The following is a 16,785-nucleotide window of genomic DNA, read 5'->3' as shown; positions in this document are numbered from 1 at the left end:
AGGCCATAAATTACCACGACACAGGCCAAAGACACGGCGCCGTCCCCGAGGCCCCGGGACGACCTAGACTCGGCCCCGTGGGTACTGAGGGGACACTGATCACCGGGGGCACGGCCGCAGAGATCGCCGACAGCGTGCGGAGCCTGGTCGAGCGTGGCCACCTCTCCCCCGGCGAGGTGCTGCCGCCCGTGCGGACCCTGGCGGAGCAGCTCGGGGTCAACCGCAACACCGCGGTGGCGGCATACCGGACGCTGGCCCGGTCCGGGGTCGTCGTCTCCCAGGGACGCGCCGGCACGCGTGTCGCCCAGCGGTCACAGGTTCCCCAGGAGGGCTTCGCCGCGGCCGGGTCGCTGCGCGATGTCGGCACCGGCAACCCCGACCCGGACCTGATCCCCGACCTGGGGCCGGCACTCGCGACGGCAGCGGGACGCGGGCACGTGCTGTACGGCGAACCCACCATCGACCGCGACCTCAAGGGCTGGGCGCGGGAATGGGTCGCGCTCGACGTGCCGGCGGACGCCCGGGACGTGCACCTGACCCTCACCAGTGGCGCCGTCGACGCCGTGGAGCGGCTCCTGGCCCAGGCGCTCCTGCGCGATGACACCGTCGCGCTCGAGGACCCGTGCTTCCTCGCCAGCATCCACCTCGCCCAGCTCGGGGGCTACCGCGCCGTGCCCGTGCCCGTCGACGCCGAGGGCATGACCGTCGATGGTCTCCGCGCGGCCCTCGACCAGGGAGCCCGGGCCGTCGTGAGCACCCCCCGCGCCCAGAACCCCACCGGCGCGTCGCTGAGCGCGCGACGGGCGGCAGCGCTGCGGGGGGTCCTGGCGCCCCACCCCTACGTCCTCGTCATCCAGGACGACTACTTCTCCTACCTCTCCCGCCGGCCCTTCCACTCGATCGTCGGCCCCGAGCACCGGCGCTGGGCACTCGTGCGGTCGGTCTCGAAGTTCGCCGGACCGGACATGTGCCTCGCCGTGACGGCCTGCGACGCGGAGACGGCAGCGCGCCTGGAGATGCGGCTCAGCCCGGGCACGACGTGGGTCAGCCACCTGCTGCAGCGGGTCACGCACTCGGTCATGACCGACGAGTCCGCCCTCTCGCTCATCGAGCGGGCCGGTGCGCACTATGCCGCGCGCAACGCCACCTTCGCCGACCTGCTCACCTCACGGGGCCTGCCGGTGGAGGCGGGCGACGGGATGAGCCTGTGGGTCCCCCTTCCCGTCCCCGCACGCGACGTGGCCGAGCGGCTGACCCGCCGCGGCTGGCTCGTGCGCACCGGCGACGAGTTCCGTCTGGAGCAGAGCGAGCAGCCCTCCCACCACCTGCGGCTGACCGTGCACGACCTCACCGAGCAGGAGGCGGCCGCCCTGGCGAGCGACCTCACGAAGGCGGTGCACGCGGCGCGCTGACCGGCCGGCGTCAGCGGGAGGGCAGGGCGTCGTCGAACTCCACGGTCTGCGGCAGCGTCGCGTGACCCGCCAGGCGGAAGATGCGCACGACGGGCTTGGCCCGCACGCGCTGCACCTCCTTGACCGCGTCGTTGTGGAAGCGACGGGCCAGCTGCACACGCAGGCCCGCTGCGCGCAGCCTCTCGAGGGCGGCCGCGCCGGTGCCCCCGGCCTCCTCGATCTGCGCGACCACCTCGGGCGGCAGCGCTGCGTGGACCACCTCGGTCAGCTCGCTCTCCACTCCCTCGCGACCGGCGAAGTGCTGCCCCTCGAGCGGGTCCGCCGCGAAGGTGTGCTCGTTGACCCGCTCCAGCGAGCCACTTGCCGCCCCGACGAGCAGGAGCGCGGTCGCCGGGTCCAGTGCTCCACTGTTGGCCAGCTCGAGCGTGGCCTCGGCGCGGCGCACGATGTGGGCATCGAGCGCGGACAGGGCACCCTCGACCTTCGCGTGCAGTCGGTCCAGGCGGGCGGCGCTGTAGGAGAGGTACCAGGCGAGGGCCAGCAGGAGACCGATGGCGACGGCGACCCAGGCGAGGGTGGTCATCCGGCGCCTCCGGCCTGCCTGCGACCCGGCCGCAACCGGGTGACCTCGGGACGGGCGGGGGTGGCATCCAGCACGGTCTCGTACACGGCCAGGATCTCCTCGGCGACCACAGCCCAGTCGAAGGTCGCGGCCCGTGCGCGTCCGAGCTCGCTGAGTGCCCGCCGGCGGTCTGCGTCCGACAGCAGCTCGACGGCCAGCTCCGCGAGGTCGTCGGCGCGACCGGTCGTGAAGGTCGCACCGGCCATGCCGGTGCGACCTGCGTCGAGTACCCGTCGGAAGGCCGCGAGGTCGCTCGCGAGCACCGGTGTACCCGCGGCCATCGCCTCGACGAGAACGATCCCGAAGCTCTCCCCTCCGGTGTGCGGAGCGATGTACAGGTCCGCCGATGCCAGGGCGCTCGCCTTGTCCTCCTCGGAGAGGACCCCGAGGAACTCGGTCGCTCCGGCGACCCGCTCCGGCAGTCGTGCCCGAGCGGCCTGGCCACTCCCGGGGCCGATGACGAGCAGTCGCGCGCCCGGGACCGCGTCGAGGATCCGGGGCATCGCCTCGGTGAGGACGGGGAGGCCCTTGCGGGGCTCGTCGAGGCGACCGAGGAAGACGAGCGTGGGTTCTCCCGGCCGACCGCTCCACTGCGCGTGGGGCGCGGCGTGCGCGAAGACGGCCGTGTCGACGCCGTTGGGGATGACGACGGCGTCCCCGCCGATGTGCGTGGTCACGGTCCGGCGGGCGTCCTCGGACACGGCGATGCGACCGTGGATCTTCTCCAGCGAGGGCCGCAGGAGCGGCGAGGCCGCCTGCATCACGCGGGAGCGGACGTTGGAGGTGTGGAAGGTGGCGACGACGGGCACCTCCGCGGCCCAGAGCGCGAGCATCGACAGGCTGGGAGCGAGGGGCTCGTGGATGTGCAGGACGTCGAAGTCGCCCTCCTCGAGCCAGCGGCCCACCTTCGCCGCGGCCACCGGGCCGAAGAGCAGCCGCGCCGTCGAGCCGTTGTAGCGGATGGGCACCGCCCGACCGGCGGGCACGACGTACTCGGGCAGCTGCGTGCCCACGTCCGCGGGCGCCAGGACGGAGACGTGGTGCCCGTCGCGCCGGAGGTACTCGGCCAGGTCGCGGATGTGGAACTGCACGCCGCCGGGCACGTCGAAGGAGTAGGGGCTGACGAGTCCGACCCTCATGCCGCCCTCCGCCGGTCGTCGCCACGGTCATCGAGGTCCTCGACGAAGACCCGCTGCATCATGTGCCAGTCCTGGGGATGCGCCGCGATGGCCGCACCGAGGGCGTCGGCGCAGGACTGGGTGACCCGCTGCACCGCTCCGGGCGTCCCGGCCGCCGGCACCTCCACGGCGTCGTGGATCGAGATGACCATCCCCCACTCACGCCCGACACGCTCGTGCCGCAGGGTGACCGGGAAGAGCCGGTACCCGGTTCCGACCGCGAGGGCGGCGGGTCCCGCGGCCATCCGGGCGGGGTGGCCGCACAGCTCGACCTCGACCCCCGTGTCCGACAGGTCCCGGTCCGCGAGCAACGGCATGACGACCGGCTCGCCGCTGTCGAGTTGGGCCCGGAGGACGTCGAAGGTGCCCTTCTGCGCGGGCAGGATCCGCATGCCCAGTCCCTCGCGGTAGTCGAGGAAGGCGGCGAACATCTCCGCCGGCTCGAGACGCTCGGCGACCGTGACCACCGGCCCCAGGTGCCGGGCGCACCAGACCCCGGCGAGGTCCCAGTTGCCGGTGTGCCCGAGGAAGCAGAGCACCGGACGCCCGGCGAGCAGCTCGGCCTTCAGCTGCGGCATCGCACCCTCCCACCGCACGAGGCGGTCGACGTCGTCCCCACGGACCGAGGGGAGGCGGAAGGCCTCGACGTAGTAGCGCAGGGCGGCGCGGACCCCCTTCGCCGTGATCTCCTGCAGCTCGTCCTCGCCCAGGTCGGGACGCACCCGGGCGTAGTTGGCGCGGAGGCGCTGGACCGCCGGACCGTCGCCGGCGGTGGTACGGTCCGCGGCGATGTCGAAGAGCCGGTGGGCCAGCCGTGCCGGGATGAGGCGGAGCACCCGCCACCCCAGGAGGAAGGCGATGACGGTCACCCGTTGCCGGAGCCTGCTCACGACGACGCGGCGGCGGAGCCCGCGCCGGCCTGGCGGCGCACGACGAGGACACGCTGGATGACCGTGACGAGGCTGGCGACGGCGAGCACTGCCAGCACCACCTTGAGGACGACCTCGGGCAGACCCAGACCGACGAGGCCGGTCGTCACGAGGGCGGCCACGAGACGGTCGGCCCGCTCGGCGATGCCGACGTCGGCGCGCATGCCCAGGCCCTCGGCGCGCGCCCGGGCGTACGAGACGAGGCTGCCCGTGATGAGGCAGGCCAGCGCGAGCCAGGCCATGACGCGGTCGTCGCCACCCTGGAAGAACCAGATCGCCAGACCGGCGAAGATCGCGGCATCGCCCATCCGGTCGAGTGTCGAGTCGAGGAAGGCTCCCCAGGTGCCGGAGCGATCGAGCTGGCGGGCCATGATGCCGTCGACCGTGTCGGAGAAGACGAAGGCGGTGATCACGAGGACCCCGATGAGCAGCTCGCCCCGCGGGAAGAACACGAGCGCGCCGAGGCAGACTCCGAGGGTGCCGATGATGGTCACGATGTCGGGGCTGACGCCCAGACGGAGCAACAATTTCGCCACCGGCGTCAGGATCCGGGTGGCGGTCGCGCGCGCGTATCGATTGAGCATCTCGGGCAACAGGGTAACCGGCCCACGGAGTCGCCCCGCGGCGACGCACCGGGCCGGGTCGGTCAGTCGCTCGGCCAGGCCGCGGCGAGGGCGGCCCGGGCGTCCTCCAGGAGGATGGGCAGGGCCTTGGTCTGGGCGATGATCGGCAGGAAGTTCATGTCCCCGCCCCAGCGCGGGATGACGTGCTGGTGCAGGTGGGCGGCGACCCCCGCGCCCGCGACCGCACCCTGGTTCATCCCGATGTTGAAGCCGTGCGGCTGCGAGGTCTCCTGCAGCGTGCGGATCACCGTCTTGGTCATCGCCGTGAACTCGGCCGTCTCCTCGTCGGTGAGGTCGATGTACAGGGAGACGTGCCGGTAGGGGCAGACCAGGACGTGCCCGGCGTTGTACGGGAAGAGGTTCATCACGACGAAGCCGGTCTTCCCGCGGTGGACGACCAGCCCCTCCGCGTCGTCCTTGTCGGGGGCCACGCAGAAGGGACAGCCGTCTCCGGCCTCCTCGCTCGGGCGCTCACCGGTCACATAGGCCATCCGGTGGGGCGTCCAGAGCCGGTCGAAGCCGTCGGGGACACCGGCGAAGGAGCGCTCGTCCTCGACCGGAAGCTCGTGGCGGTCACCCATCGTCAGTCCGTCGCGGGTGCGGTGGTGACCTGGCCCTTGCCTTCGATGGCCGCGAGGACCTTGGCGATCGCGGCCTCGACCGGCACGCCGTTCTCCTGCGAGCCGTCGCGGTAGCGGAAGGAGACGGCGTGGTTGCCCCGGTCCTCCTCGCCGGCGATGAGGGTGAAGGGCACCTTGGCCTTGCTGGCGTTGCGGATCTTCTTCGGGAACCGGTCGTCGCTCTCGTCGAGCTCGACGCGGATGCCCTCGGCCCTCATCCGCGACAACACGTCCCAGAGGTAGTCGTTGTACTCCTCGGCGACCGGGACACCGAGCACCTGGACGGGGCTCAGCCACACGGGGAAGGCGCCGGCGTAGTGCTCGACGAGGACGCCGATGAAGCGCTCGATGGAGCCGAACTTCGCCGAGTGGATCATCACCGGCTGCTGGCGGGATCCGTCCGCCGCCTGGTACTCGAGGGCGAACCGGTCCGGGGAGGGCTGGTTGAAGTCGTACTGGATCGTGCTCATCTGCCAGGTCCGGCCGATGGCGTCGCGTGCCTGCACGGAGACCTTGGGGCCGTAGTAGGCGGCGCCACCCGGGTCGGGCACGAGCTCGAGGCCGGTCTCGGAGCAGACCTGCTCGAGCACCGCGGTCGCCTCGGCCCAGTCCGCGTCGGAGCCGATGAACTTGGTGCTCCCCTCCCCCTCCTCGTCCCGTGTGGACAGCTCGAGGTAGAAGTCGTCGAGGCCGAAGTCCCGCAGCAGGCCGAGGATGAAGTCGAGCAGGTGGCGGATCTCGTCCGGCGCCTGCTCCTTCGTGACGTAGGAGTGGCTGTCGTCCTGGGCGAAACCGCGCACGCGCGTCAGGCCGTGGATGACGCCGGACTTCTCGTGGCGGTAGACGTGCCCGAACTCGAAGAGGCGCAGCGGCAGCTCGCGGTAGGAGCGCTGCTTGCTGCGGTAGATGAGGTTGTGCATCGGGCAGTTCATCGCCTTCAGGCGGTAGTCCATCCCGTCCACGTCGACGGGGGGATACATCCCCTCCCCGTAGTACGGCAGGTGCCCGGAGGTGTGGAAGAGCCCCTCCTTGGCGATGTGCGGCGTCCCGACGTACTCGAAGCCCTCCTCGATGTGGCGCCGACGCACGTAGTCCTCCATCTCCCGCTTGATCACTCCACCCTTGGGGTGGAACACGGGCAGACCGGAGCCGATCTCGTCCGGGAAGGAGTACAGGTCGAGCTCGCGACCGAGCTTGCGGTGGTCGCGCTTCTCCGCCTCGGCGAGCCGGTCGAGGTAGTCCTTCAGCTCGGCCTTGGTGGGCCAGGCGGTGCCGTAGATCCGCTGCAGCTGCGGGTTCTTCTCGCTCCCGCGCCAGTAGGCGGCGGCGGAGCGCATCACCTTGAAGGCATTGCCGAGCAGCTTGGTGCTCGGGATGTGCGGACCACGGCACAGGTCCCCCCACGCCACGGAGCCGTCCCGGCGCAGGTTGTCGTAGATCGTCAGCTGGGCCCCGCCGACCTCGACCTCGGCGCCTTCACCATAGGACTCAGGCGCGTCGCCCTGGCCCTTCACACCGATGAGCTCGCACTTGTACGGCTCGTGCGACAGCTCCGCGAGGGCCTCCTCGTCGCTGACCTCCCGTCGGTGGAAGACCTGACCCTCGTTGACGATCTTCTGCATGGCCTTCTCGAGGGCCTTGAGGTCCTCGGGGGTGAACGGCTCCTCGACGTCGAAGTCGTAGTAGAAGCCGTCCCGGACGGGTGGGCCGATCCCGAGCTTCGCCGTGGGGTGGACCTGCTGGACGGCCTGCGCGAGCACGTGGGCGCAGGAGTGACGCAGCACGTCGAGGCCGTCCTGCTCCTGCGCGGTCACCGGCTCGACGACGTCGCCGTCGGCCAGGACGTGCGCCAGGTCCCGCAGCTCGCCGCCGACCCGGGCGACGATGACGGCTCGGTCGCCCTCGAAGACCTCCGCCGCCGTGGTGCCCCGGGCCACCGATCGCTCGTCTCCGGCGACGGTGATGGTGATCTGGGCAGGCACGTTGGTACTCCTGGGTCGGTGTCGATGGGTGCCCGAGTGGGCACCCCACGAACTCTATCGTCGCGATTCCTGAGGCGCGAAGGCCCTCTTGGGCCTGAGCCTCGAAGGAGGTTGACTGGGCCGCATGCACATCGTCCGGATCGGCTACGCGACGCTCAAGGGTGCCCGGCACGTCGAGCAGCCCTGCGTACGGCTCGCGGAGAACGGCCCGGTCGGCGACCGCGTCTTCTGCCTGGCCGACCCCGACGAGGGGCGGGTGCTGCGCACCGTGGAGCACCCGCGCCTGGTGCTGGTGGAGACCGGCTGGGACGGCACCGTCCTCACGACGGCCACGCCCGAAGGGGGTGTGGTCACCGCTGCCCCACGGCCCACCGGGGAGCAGCTGGCCTTCGAGTACTGGGGTCGGCAGGCCCGGGTCGAGCTGCAGGACTCCCCCCACGCCGAGCAGCTCGGGGACCACCTCGGTCGGCCGGTGCGTCTGGCCCGGGTCAGCCGACCCGGAGAGGTCGTCTACGCAGGTCCGGTGAGCCTGGCCAGCACCGGCGAGATCGCCGCGCTCGGCGAGTCCGACCCGGCCCGGTTCCGGGCGACCTTCGTGATCGACTCCGAGCGCCTCCCGGGGCCCGGGACGGAGCTGGCCATCGGGCAGGCGGTCATCCGGGTGCGCTCCACGCTGCCCCGGTGCCGCGTCATCGACATCAACACGGCGACCGGGACGATGGACACCCGCCACCTCGGGACGCTGGCGGCTCGCCCGCGTCCGATCGGCGAGCTCCCGTTCGGGATGGACGCCGACGTGCTGGTACCCGGCACCGTGCGCACCGGCGACCCGGTGTCGGCGACCGGCCGATGAGGATCCCCTCAGAGCTCGGTCGTGCCCTCGTACAGTCCGATGTGGTTGCCGTCCGGGTCGGCGAGCACCGCGAACCAGCTGGTCTCGGAGATCGGTGACTTCTCCATGACCACCGACCCACCGGAGTCGCTGGCCCTGGCCAGGACCTCGTCGATGGAGTCGACCTCCACATAGGAGCGGGGGTGGGTGAACCCGTCGCCGCGCGGGGCCAGACCACCACCGCTGATCTTGTTCGGTGCCTGCCACATGGGATACCCCTCGTAGCCGGGGATCTCGGCGATCCGCCAGCCGAAGAGGCCGCTGTAGAAGGCGCTGGCCGCATCGGTGTCCGCGACCGGGATGTCGATGTGCGTGATGTCTCCGTGTGCCATGCCCCCAGCATCCCACCGGGGGTGATCTGCATCACTCTCCGAGCGCCGAGCGGTCGACCCCACGGACGCCGACGGCCCGTGTCCCCCGGGAGGGACACGGGCCGTCGGAGCGTCGTCAGGACAGGGTGAGCACGAGGTGCTCGGTGGCCGGCCTGCGCGAGCTGCGCAGGCCCGCGACGACGGAGCCGTCCCGGTCGTCCTTGTCGATGACGAAGTCGACCTTCCCGGGCAGCAGCACCGGCTTCTTGAACCACACGTGGCTCGTCCCGGGGCCATTCGTGACGGGACCGATCGCGGCCAGTGTGCGGGCATAGGTCCACATGCCGTGCGCGATGGCCTTCGGGAAGCCCATCGCCTTCGCGGTGAGGGCGCTCATGTGGATCGGGTTGACGTCGCCGGAGACCAGCCCGTAGGTGCGGCCCAGGTCGCCCGGCAGCGACCACTTCGCCGCCGCGGGTCCCGTCGGGATCGACGGGGGCTGCTCGCCCCGGTCTGCCTCGGCGTCACCGCTGCCCCGGGCCAGGTAGGTGGAGCGTCCTTCCCAGACCCGCTCCCCCGCGACGTCCACCTCGGTGACGAGGTCGACGACCCGCCCCTTGGGGTGTGCGCGCAGGTTCTGCGCCGCGACGGTGATGTCGAGCTCCTCGTCGAAGCGGATCTCGCGGTGGACGGTGATGACGTTCTCCACGTGCACCATCCCCATGGCGGACAGGGGGAAGTCCCCGGCCGTCATGATCAGCATCTGCAGCGGGAAGCCGACGACGTGCGGGTAGGTGTGGGGCAGCACGTCGGAGTTGGTGAACCCGCAGGTCCGCTCGTACTCGAGCAGGTCGTGGCGGTCGATCCGGTGCCCCGTCAGGCGCAGGGTCCGCTCGGGCAGGTCACCTGCGGGCCTCGGGCCCGGGACACCCGGCAGCGAGGACAGCGCGGCCTTCGCGTAGATCGTGCCCAGGGCGGGGACGGACGTGAGCGTCTCGACAGCCATCAGGCCCCCAGGATCATCTGGCCGCAGACGCGCACGACGTTGCCCGTCACGCCGCGGTTGGCGTCCCACGAGAACCAACCGATGGTCTCGGCGACGTCGACCGGCAGCCCGCCCTGCGAGAGGGAGTTGGTCAGCCGGCCGACCTCGCGGGTGGCCAGCGGGATCTTCGCCGTCATCTCGGTCTCGATGAAGCCCGGCGCGACGGCGTTGACGGTGATGCCCTTGGCCACGACCTGCGGGTCGGTGGCCAGGCTCTTGGTCATACCGATGACACCGGCCTTGCTCGCGCCGTAGTTCGCCTGCCCGCGGTTGCCGGCGATGCCGGCGATCGAGGAGACGTTGACGATGTGGCCGCCCTCGTTCATGGCCGGGACGAGCACCTCGTTCATCGCCAGGATCGAGAGCAGGTTGACGTTGAGCACGGAGCCCCAGCGGTCGGCGTCGGTGTTGACGAGGAGCTTGTCGCGGGTGATGCCGGCGTTGTGCACGACGATGTCGAAGCCGCCGTGCAGGCTCTTCGCGTGCTCGACGATCTTGCTGCCGGCGTCCTCGGCGGTGACGTCGAGCTGCAGCGCCGAGCCACCGATGCGGTTGGCCACGTCGGCCAGCGGTCCCCCCGCGGCCGGGATGTCGACGCACACGACGGTGGCGCCGTCGCGGGCGAGGGTCTCGGCGATGGCCGCACCGATGCCGCGGGCGGCTCCGGTGACGACGGCGACCTTGCCGGCCAGCGGGGTCTCCCAGCTCTCCGGAGCGACGACGTCACCGACCGGCGTGGCCACGTGGACGACCTGCCCCGACACGTAGGCCGAGCGGCCCGAGAGGAGGAATCGGACGGTGGCCTCGGCATCGGCGTCGGCGCCCTCGGCGACGTAGACCATGTTGGCCGTGCCACCGGCGCGCATCTCCTTGCCGACCGAGCGCACGATGCCCTCGAGGGCACGCCGCGCGGCCGCCTGGGCAACGTCCTGGGTGTCCTCGACCGGTCGACCGATGACGATGACACGTCCGGTCGGTGCGAGCGTCTTCAGCGCCGGCGAGAGGATGCCGCGCAGCGTCTCGAGGTCGGCGGGGGTCTCTGCCCGGGTCATGTCGACGACCACGCCTGCGACCGAGGTCGACGGCGACGAGGCGATCTGGATGCCGTCCGCCGACAGCGCCTCGGTCAGCGCCGCCGCGACGGGGGCGTCACCGTGGCCGTCGACGAGCACCGCGCCGTTGATGAGCGGGGCGCCGGCAGTGTGGCGACGCAGGGTGGTCGGCCGAGGCAGGCCGAGGGTGTTGGCGATCTGCTTGCCCAGACCGGAGCTGACGAACTTGCCGTACTCGAATCCCATGGGGTTCTCCTTGATCTGCTTCGGAGGGCTCAGGCGCCCTCGAGGATGGCCACGACGCCCTGTCCACCTGCTGCGCAGATGGAGATCAGGCCGCGGCTGCCCGGGCCCTTGGCGTGCAGCATCTTCGCGAGGGCTGCGGTGATCCGACCGCCGGTGGCGGCGAAGGGGTGACCGGCGGCCAGCGAGGAGCCGTTGACGTTGAGCTTGTCCCGGTCGATCGAGCCCAGCGCGTCACGCCCGAGCTTCTCGCGGCACCAGGACTCGTCCTCCCAGGCCTTCAGCGTGGAGAGCACGGTCGAGGCGAAGGCCTCGTGGATCTCGTAGTAGTCGAAGTCCTGCAGGGTCAGGCCGTTGCGCTCGAGCATGCGCGGGATGGCGTAGGCCGGTGCCATGAGGAGGCCCTCGGCGCCGTGGACGTAGTCCACCGCGGCGGACTGGCCGTCGATGAACCAGGCGAGCGGGGTCAGGCCCTGCTCGGCGGCCCACTCCTCGGACCCGAGGAGGAGCGTCGAGGCGCCGTCCGACAGGGGCGTGGAGTTGCCGGCCGTCATCGTCGCGTCGTCACCCTTGCCGAAGACCGGCTTGAGCTTCGCCAGCTTCTCCATCGAGGAGTCCGCACGCAGGTTCTGGTCACGCGACTGACCCATGAAGCTGGTCATGAGGTCGTCGTGGAAGCCCTCGTCGTAGGCACGGGCCATGTTCTGGTGGCTCTTGACGGTCAGCTCGTCCTGCGCCTCGCGGGAGATGCCCCACTTCTTGGCCGTGATGGCCATGTGGTCACCCATGGACAGGCCGGTCCGCGGCTCCGAGTTGCCGGGGAAGGCGATGCCCAGGTCCGTCGGACGGATGGCGGCGATGGCCTTGAGCTGGTTGACGGCTCCCTTCGCCCGGTTCGCCTTGAGCAGCTTGGTGCGCAGCTTCTCGCTCACGGTGATGGGCGCGTCGGACGCGGTGTCGACGCCACCGGCGATGCCGGACTCGATCTGGCCGAGCTTGATCTTGTTGCTGACGAGCAGGGCGGCCTCCAGACCGGTGCCGCATGCCTGCTGCAGGTCGTAGGCGGAGGTCGTCGGCGCGAGGGCGGAGCCGAGGACCGACTCACGGATGAGGTTGAAGTCGCGGGAGTGCTTGATCACGGCACCGCCGGCAACCTCGTCGATGTGCTTGCCGCCGAGGTTGTACCGGGCGATGAGCCCGTCCAGGGCGGCGGTGAACATGTCCTGGTTGGACGCCTCGGCGTAGGGGCCGAACTGGCGCATGAAGGGGATGCGGTTGCCACCGAGGACAGCGGCACGGCGGGGCTGGTTGTTGGCCACTCCGGGTCTCCTGGTCGTGAGTTGGGGTGTCTGTGCGATCCGCCCGCGGGCGAGGAATCCCACACGAGTTATACGATACGGACGGTAGCAGGTACCTGCAGTACCTGCTACCGTCCCTGACTGTGAGCACCACCACCGACGGCCGCAGCGCCCGCTGGGAGGTCCACCGGCAGCAGCGCCGCAAGGAGCTGGTCGAGTCGGCGATCCGGACCATCCGCAGCCGGGGCGCAGCCGTCGGCATGGACGAGATCGCCGCCGGCGCCGCGACCTCGAAGACCGTCTTCTACCGACATTTCACCGACCGCCACGGGCTCTACCAGGCCGTCGCCGAGCGGGTCGACGAGTTGATCCTGCGGGACATCGGCACCGCGCTCGGTCACGGTGGCGCGAGGGGCGAGAAGGGGGCAAGTCTCGGCGTGCTCGACGTGGACCCCCGCTCGGTCATCCGGGCGGCGATCGACGCCTACCTGATGCTGGTCGAGCGCGACCCCGAGCTGTACCGCTTCATCGTCTCCGCCCCGATCGTCGGCAGCGGGAAGTCCGGCAACGCCGCCGAGGCCGTCGCGACGGCCACCGGCAAGATGGCGGGGCAGATCAGCGAGCTGATCTCGGCGGCCCTCGTCGACCGGGGCGCCGACCCGGCACCTGCCCGGCTGTGGGGCCAGTCCCTCGTCGGGCTGGTCCGCGCCGGCGCCGACGCATGGCTGGCCGGTTCGGCGGGCGACTTCACCCGTGAGGCCCTGACCGAGCAGCTGACCGATCTCGCCTGGTCCGGCATCAAGATCGCCTGGAAGCGCCCGACCGCCTGACCCGACGTTACCCGTGGGTCATCGCCATCTGCGACGATGGCGACATGGTCACGTCCGAATCGCCCAAGGATCCCGTCGCCGAGCAGATCAGGCTCGTCCTGGACGGTCGCTGGGCGGATGTCCGCCAGCAGCTGCGCGCGGATCCCGACTTCCCCGTCGCCGTCCCCGCTCTCGAGCTGGGGCTGGATGAGCACCGCCGGCGCACCCTGGAGATCGTGCGCTCGCTCGCGGGCAAGGAGCTCGTGCGGGCGGGGCTTCCCGAGGCCCAGGGCGGCACGGGCGACCTCGGCGCGTCGGTGACCGGTCTGGAGATGATCGGCCACGGCGACCTGTCGGTCTTCGTCAAGGCGGGTGTGCAGTTCGGGCTCTTCGGCGGGGCGATCATCAACCTCGGGACCGAGCGGCACCACGAGCGCTACATCACGGGCATGGCCGACCTGTCCCTGCCGGGGTGCTTCGCCATGACGGAGACGGGCCACGGCTCCGATGTGCAGTCGATCCTCACCACGGCCACCCACGATCCGGCGACGGACGAGCTGGTGATCCACTCCCCGACGCCTGCTGCCCGCAAGGACTACATCGGCGGCGCCGCTCGCGACGGCCGGCTCGCGGCCGTCTTCGCCCAGCTCGTCGTGGGTGGGGAGAACCACGGTGTGCACTGCGTCCTCGTCCCCATCCGTGACGAGTCCGGCGCACCGCTGCCCGGGGTGGGGATCAGCGACTGCGGCGCCAAGATGGGGCTTCGCGGTGTCGACAACGGCCGACTGGTGTTCGACCACGTCCGCGTCCCCCGGGAGAACCTGCTCAACCGGTACGGCGACATCGACGACGAGGGCCGCTACTCCTCGCCGATCGAGAGCGTCAACCGTCGGTTCTTCACCATGCTCGGCACCCTCGTCCGAGGCCGGATCACCGTCGGGGCCGGAGCCGGAGCTGCCGCCCGCAGTGCCCTGGCCATCGCCGTCGACTACGGCATGGCCCGCACCCAGTTCACCTATCCCGACGGGGAGCACGAGGTCGTGCTCCTGGACTACCGGGCGCACCAGCGCAAGCTGTTGCCGCGGCTGGCCCGCTCCTACGCCCTGGCCCTGGCCCAGAACCGACTCGTGGAGAAGATGGCCGCGCTCGACTCCGGGGAGGTCGACGACGAGACGGCCCAGCGTGAGCTCGAGGCCCGCGCGGCCGGCCTGAAGGCGATGACCACCGAGCACGCCACCGACACCATCCAGGCCTGCCGGGAGGCGTGCGGCGGCGCCGGCTACATGAGCCTCAACCGCTTCGCCGACCTCAAGGCCGACACGGACGTCTTCACGACCTTCGAGGGCGACAACACCGTGCTGCTCCAGCTCGTCGCCAAGGGCATGCTCACCAACTACGCGAGCGACTTCAACGACCTCGACACCCGCGGGGCGATCCTCTTCGGCGCCAGGCAGGTGACGAGCTCGGCCATCGAGCACACCATCGGCGGCTCGCTGATCCAGCGGCTCATCTCCGGTGCCCCCGGGCGCGACGGGGACGATGCCCTGACCGACCGCGGCGGACAGCTCGCCTTCTTCGAGGACCGGGAGTCCCACCTGACCGAGACCCTTGCGATGCGACTGCGTCGCGCCGGTGGTGACGACGGCGACTCCTTCCGGGTCTTCAACGACTCCCAGGACCACCTCCTCAGGGCCGCCCGCGCACACATGGACCGCGTCGCGCTGGAGGCCTTCGTCACCGCGATCGACGAGGCCCCGCAGGGGCCGGGACGGGACCTGCTGGAGCAGGTCTGCGACCTCTTCGTCCTCAGCACCGTCGAGGCCGACCGCGGGTGGTTCCTCGAGCACGGACGACTCAGTGCGAGCCAGGCGAAGGGGGTCATCGCGCGCACCGATGAGCTGTGCGAGGAGCTGCGCCCCCGCGCCCGCACTCTCGTCGACGCCTTCGGGATCCCCGACGAGTGGTTGACCACCGAGATGATGGCTGACCTGGCGCAGTTCAGCGGGCCCGCGTGACCCGCCCCTCGTCCCAGACGGGGCCGTCCGTCTCCCGCACGCGACCGTCCGCGCCGTAGACGAGGAACCGGTCGAACCCACGGGCGAACCACCGGTCATGGGTCACCGCGACGACCGTCCCGTCGAAGGCGTCCAGGCCCTCCTCCAGGGCCTCGGCCGACTCGACGTCGAGGTTGTCGGTCGGCTCGTCGAGGACCAGCAGCGTCGCCCCGGACAACTCGAGCAGGAGGATCTGGAAACGGGCCTGCTGCCCGCCCGAGAGCGACTCGAAGGTCTGCTCGCCCGCATGGGCGAGCTCGTACCTGTCCAGCACCCGGCTGGCGGCCTCGCGCCCCATCCCGGTGCGGTGGTCGTCGCCGCGGTGCAGGATCTCGAGCAGCGTGCGGCCGATGAGCTCCGGGTGCTCGTGCGTCTGCACGAACCACCCCGGCCGCACCCGGGCACCGAGACCGGCCCGCCCGGTGTGCGCCACCGGTGGGATGGCGGCCTCGCCGACGGGCAGGTTCTCCCGGTCGGGGTCGCTGCCCCCGGCCGCGAGCAACCGCAGGAAGTGCGACTTCCCCGAGCCGTTCGACCCGAGCACGGCGACCCGCTCGCCGTACCAGACCTCCAGGTCGAAGGGCCGCATGAGGTCGGTGAGCTCGAGACGCTCGCACACGACCGCACGCTTGCCGGTGCGCCCGCCGCGCAGCCGCATCGTGACCTTCTGCTCGCGTGGCTGCTCCGTCGGCGGTCCCTCCGCCTCGAACCGCTCCAGGCGGGTGCGGGCCGACTGGTAGCGGGTGGCCATGTCGGAGTTGTACTTCGACTTCTGCTTGTACATCAGCACGAGGGCCTTGAGCTTCGCACGGTCCTCGTCCCACCGCCGACGCAGCTCCTCGAAGCGGGCGAAGCGCTCCTCCCGGGCGCGGTGGTAGCTCGCGAAACCACCCGGATGGGTCCACACGTGGTTGCCGGCTCGACCGAGCTCGATGGTGGCGACCCGGGTCGCGGTGTTGGCCAGCAGCTCCCGGTCGTGGCTGACGAAGAGGATCGTCTTGTCGGAGGCGCTCATCTGCTCCTCCATCCAGATCTTGCCGGGGACGTCGAGGTAGTTGTCCGGCTCGTCGAGGAGCAGCACCTCGTTCGGCCCGCGCAGCAGGTGCTCCAGGACCAGGCGCTTCTGCTCGCCGCCGGAGAGCGTGGTCAGCTCGCGGTACCTGCACCGCTCGAAGGGCATGCCCAGGGCAGCGATGGTGCAGACGTCCCAGAGCACCTCCTCGTCGTAACCGCCCGCGTCCGCGTAGTCGGACAGGGCGGTGGCGTACCGCATCTGGGTGCGCTCGTCCTCGCTCTCCATCAGGACCAGCTCGAGGCGCTCGACCTCTGCGGCCGTCGCCCGGACCGCGGCGGGGGCGACGGACATCAGCAGGTCGGAGACGGTGGCCCGCTCCCCCAGGCCGGCACCCACGTGCTGGCGCATGACGCCCAGACCGCCGGTGCGCGACACCGAGCCGGCATGCGGAGCGAGCTCGCCGGTGATGATGCGCAGCAGGGTCGTCTTGCCCGCGCCGTTGGCGCCGACGAGGGCGACCTTGGCCCCCTCGCCCACCCGTAGGGAGACGTCGTCGAGCAGCACCCGTCCGTCGGAGAGCTCGTACCGCACACCGGCCACGTCCACATGTCCCACGGGACGGCATCATCCTCCACGTGGTTCACCGGAGGCCAGTGGCTTTCGTCAACGGGCCCGTCCCATGGCCCGCGCCTCGCTCGTC

The 16,785-nt window shown here is 71.2% G+C and carries 15 protein-coding genes; 4 read left to right on the top strand and 11 right to left on the bottom strand.

The window, feature by feature from the left end; all coding sequences use genetic code 11:
* Window positions 1-77: 77 nt before the first annotated feature.
* The gene (locus PVE36_RS07600; RefSeq protein ID WP_277455654.1) at window positions 78-1,412 is read left to right on the top strand and encodes a GntR family transcriptional regulator; all 1,335 of its coding nucleotides are present in this window, start codon (window positions 78-80) and stop codon (window positions 1,410-1,412) included.
* A 10-nt stretch (window positions 1,413-1,422) separates the two neighbouring features.
* Here the strand turns inward: PVE36_RS07600 and PVE36_RS07595 are convergent, their stop codons facing one another.
* The 6 genes from PVE36_RS07595 to thrS form a co-directional block, all read right to left on the bottom strand.
* Window positions 1,423-1,995 (bottom strand): hypothetical protein, encoded by a 573-nt coding sequence (locus tag PVE36_RS07595; RefSeq protein ID WP_277455652.1) that lies wholly within the window; start codon window positions 1,993-1,995, stop codon window positions 1,423-1,425.
* The gene (locus tag PVE36_RS07590) at window positions 1,992-3,173 is read right to left on the bottom strand and encodes a glycosyltransferase family 4 protein (RefSeq protein ID WP_277455651.1); all 1,182 of its coding nucleotides are present in this window, start codon (window positions 3,171-3,173) and stop codon (window positions 1,992-1,994) included. The genes PVE36_RS07595 and PVE36_RS07590 overlap by 4 nt, the downstream gene beginning before the upstream one ends.
* On the bottom strand, window positions 3,170-4,102 hold the full coding sequence (locus PVE36_RS07585) for a phosphatidylinositol mannoside acyltransferase (RefSeq protein WP_277455649.1): 933 nt from the start codon (window positions 4,100-4,102) through the stop codon (window positions 3,170-3,172). Before PVE36_RS07585 ends, PVE36_RS07590 begins: the two co-directional genes overlap by 4 nt.
* Window positions 4,099-4,725: a phosphatidylinositol phosphate synthase gene (gene pgsA / locus PVE36_RS07580; protein ID WP_277455648.1), complete on the bottom strand. Its 627-nt coding sequence runs from the start codon at window positions 4,723-4,725 to the stop codon at window positions 4,099-4,101. Before pgsA ends, PVE36_RS07585 begins: the two co-directional genes overlap by 4 nt.
* Window positions 4,726-4,787: 62 nt before the next feature.
* Window positions 4,788-5,345: an HIT domain-containing protein gene (locus tag PVE36_RS07575; RefSeq protein WP_277455647.1), complete on the bottom strand. Its 558-nt coding sequence runs from the start codon at window positions 5,343-5,345 to the stop codon at window positions 4,788-4,790.
* 2 nt (window positions 5,346-5,347) lie between these two features.
* A complete protein-coding gene (gene thrS, locus PVE36_RS07570; RefSeq protein ID WP_277455646.1) occupies window positions 5,348-7,366 on the bottom strand; it encodes a threonine--tRNA ligase in 2,019 nt (672 codons plus the stop codon).
* Window positions 7,367-7,490: 124 nt separating this feature from the next.
* Between thrS and PVE36_RS07565 the strand changes: the two genes are divergently transcribed.
* Entirely contained in the window at window positions 7,491-8,219 is a 729-nt protein-coding gene (locus tag PVE36_RS07565) for an MOSC N-terminal beta barrel domain-containing protein (protein ID WP_277455645.1), read from the top strand.
* Between the two features lie 8 nt (window positions 8,220-8,227).
* On the opposite strand, the gene PVE36_RS07560 is transcribed toward PVE36_RS07565, so the two are convergent.
* From PVE36_RS07560 to PVE36_RS07545, 4 genes are all read right to left on the bottom strand, one after another.
* A complete protein-coding gene (locus PVE36_RS07560) occupies window positions 8,228-8,590 on the bottom strand; it encodes a VOC family protein (protein ID WP_277455643.1) in 363 nt (120 codons plus the stop codon).
* Window positions 8,591-8,705: 115 nt separating this feature from the next.
* Window positions 8,706-9,575 carry a MaoC/PaaZ C-terminal domain-containing protein gene (locus PVE36_RS07555; RefSeq protein ID WP_277455642.1) on the bottom strand — a complete coding sequence of 290 codons (870 nt, stop codon included), beginning with the start codon at window positions 9,573-9,575 and terminating at the stop codon, window positions 8,706-8,708.
* Window positions 9,575-10,912: a 3-oxoacyl-ACP reductase gene (locus PVE36_RS07550; protein WP_277455640.1), complete on the bottom strand. Its 1,338-nt coding sequence runs from the start codon at window positions 10,910-10,912 to the stop codon at window positions 9,575-9,577. Before PVE36_RS07550 ends, PVE36_RS07555 begins: the two co-directional genes overlap by 1 nt.
* A 29-nt stretch (window positions 10,913-10,941) precedes the next feature.
* On the bottom strand, window positions 10,942-12,267 hold the full coding sequence (locus tag PVE36_RS07545; protein ID WP_346780640.1) for an acetyl-CoA C-acetyltransferase: 1,326 nt from the start codon (window positions 12,265-12,267) through the stop codon (window positions 10,942-10,944).
* An 83-nt stretch (window positions 12,268-12,350) separates the two neighbouring features.
* Between PVE36_RS07545 and PVE36_RS07540 the strand changes: the two genes are divergently transcribed.
* Entirely contained in the window at window positions 12,351-13,037 is a 687-nt protein-coding gene (locus PVE36_RS07540) for a TetR/AcrR family transcriptional regulator (protein ID WP_277455638.1), read from the top strand.
* A 44-nt stretch (window positions 13,038-13,081) separates the two neighbouring features.
* Window positions 13,082-15,031, top strand: a complete 1,950-nt coding sequence (locus PVE36_RS07535; protein ID WP_277455637.1) for an acyl-CoA dehydrogenase — start codon at window positions 13,082-13,084, stop codon at window positions 15,029-15,031.
* Here PVE36_RS07535 and PVE36_RS07530 read toward each other — a convergent pair.
* Window positions 15,015-16,700: an ATP-binding cassette domain-containing protein gene (locus PVE36_RS07530; protein WP_277455636.1), complete on the bottom strand. Its 1,686-nt coding sequence runs from the start codon at window positions 16,698-16,700 to the stop codon at window positions 15,015-15,017. The two genes, PVE36_RS07535 and PVE36_RS07530, sit on opposite strands and share 17 nt — an antisense overlap.
* Between the last annotated feature and the right edge of the window lie 85 nt (window positions 16,701-16,785).

The organism is Janibacter sp. DB-40 (assembly GCF_029510815.1).
GTDB lineage: Bacteria > Actinomycetota > Actinomycetes > Actinomycetales > Dermatophilaceae > Janibacter.
This window is presented reverse-complemented; position numbering and strand designations above follow the sequence as displayed.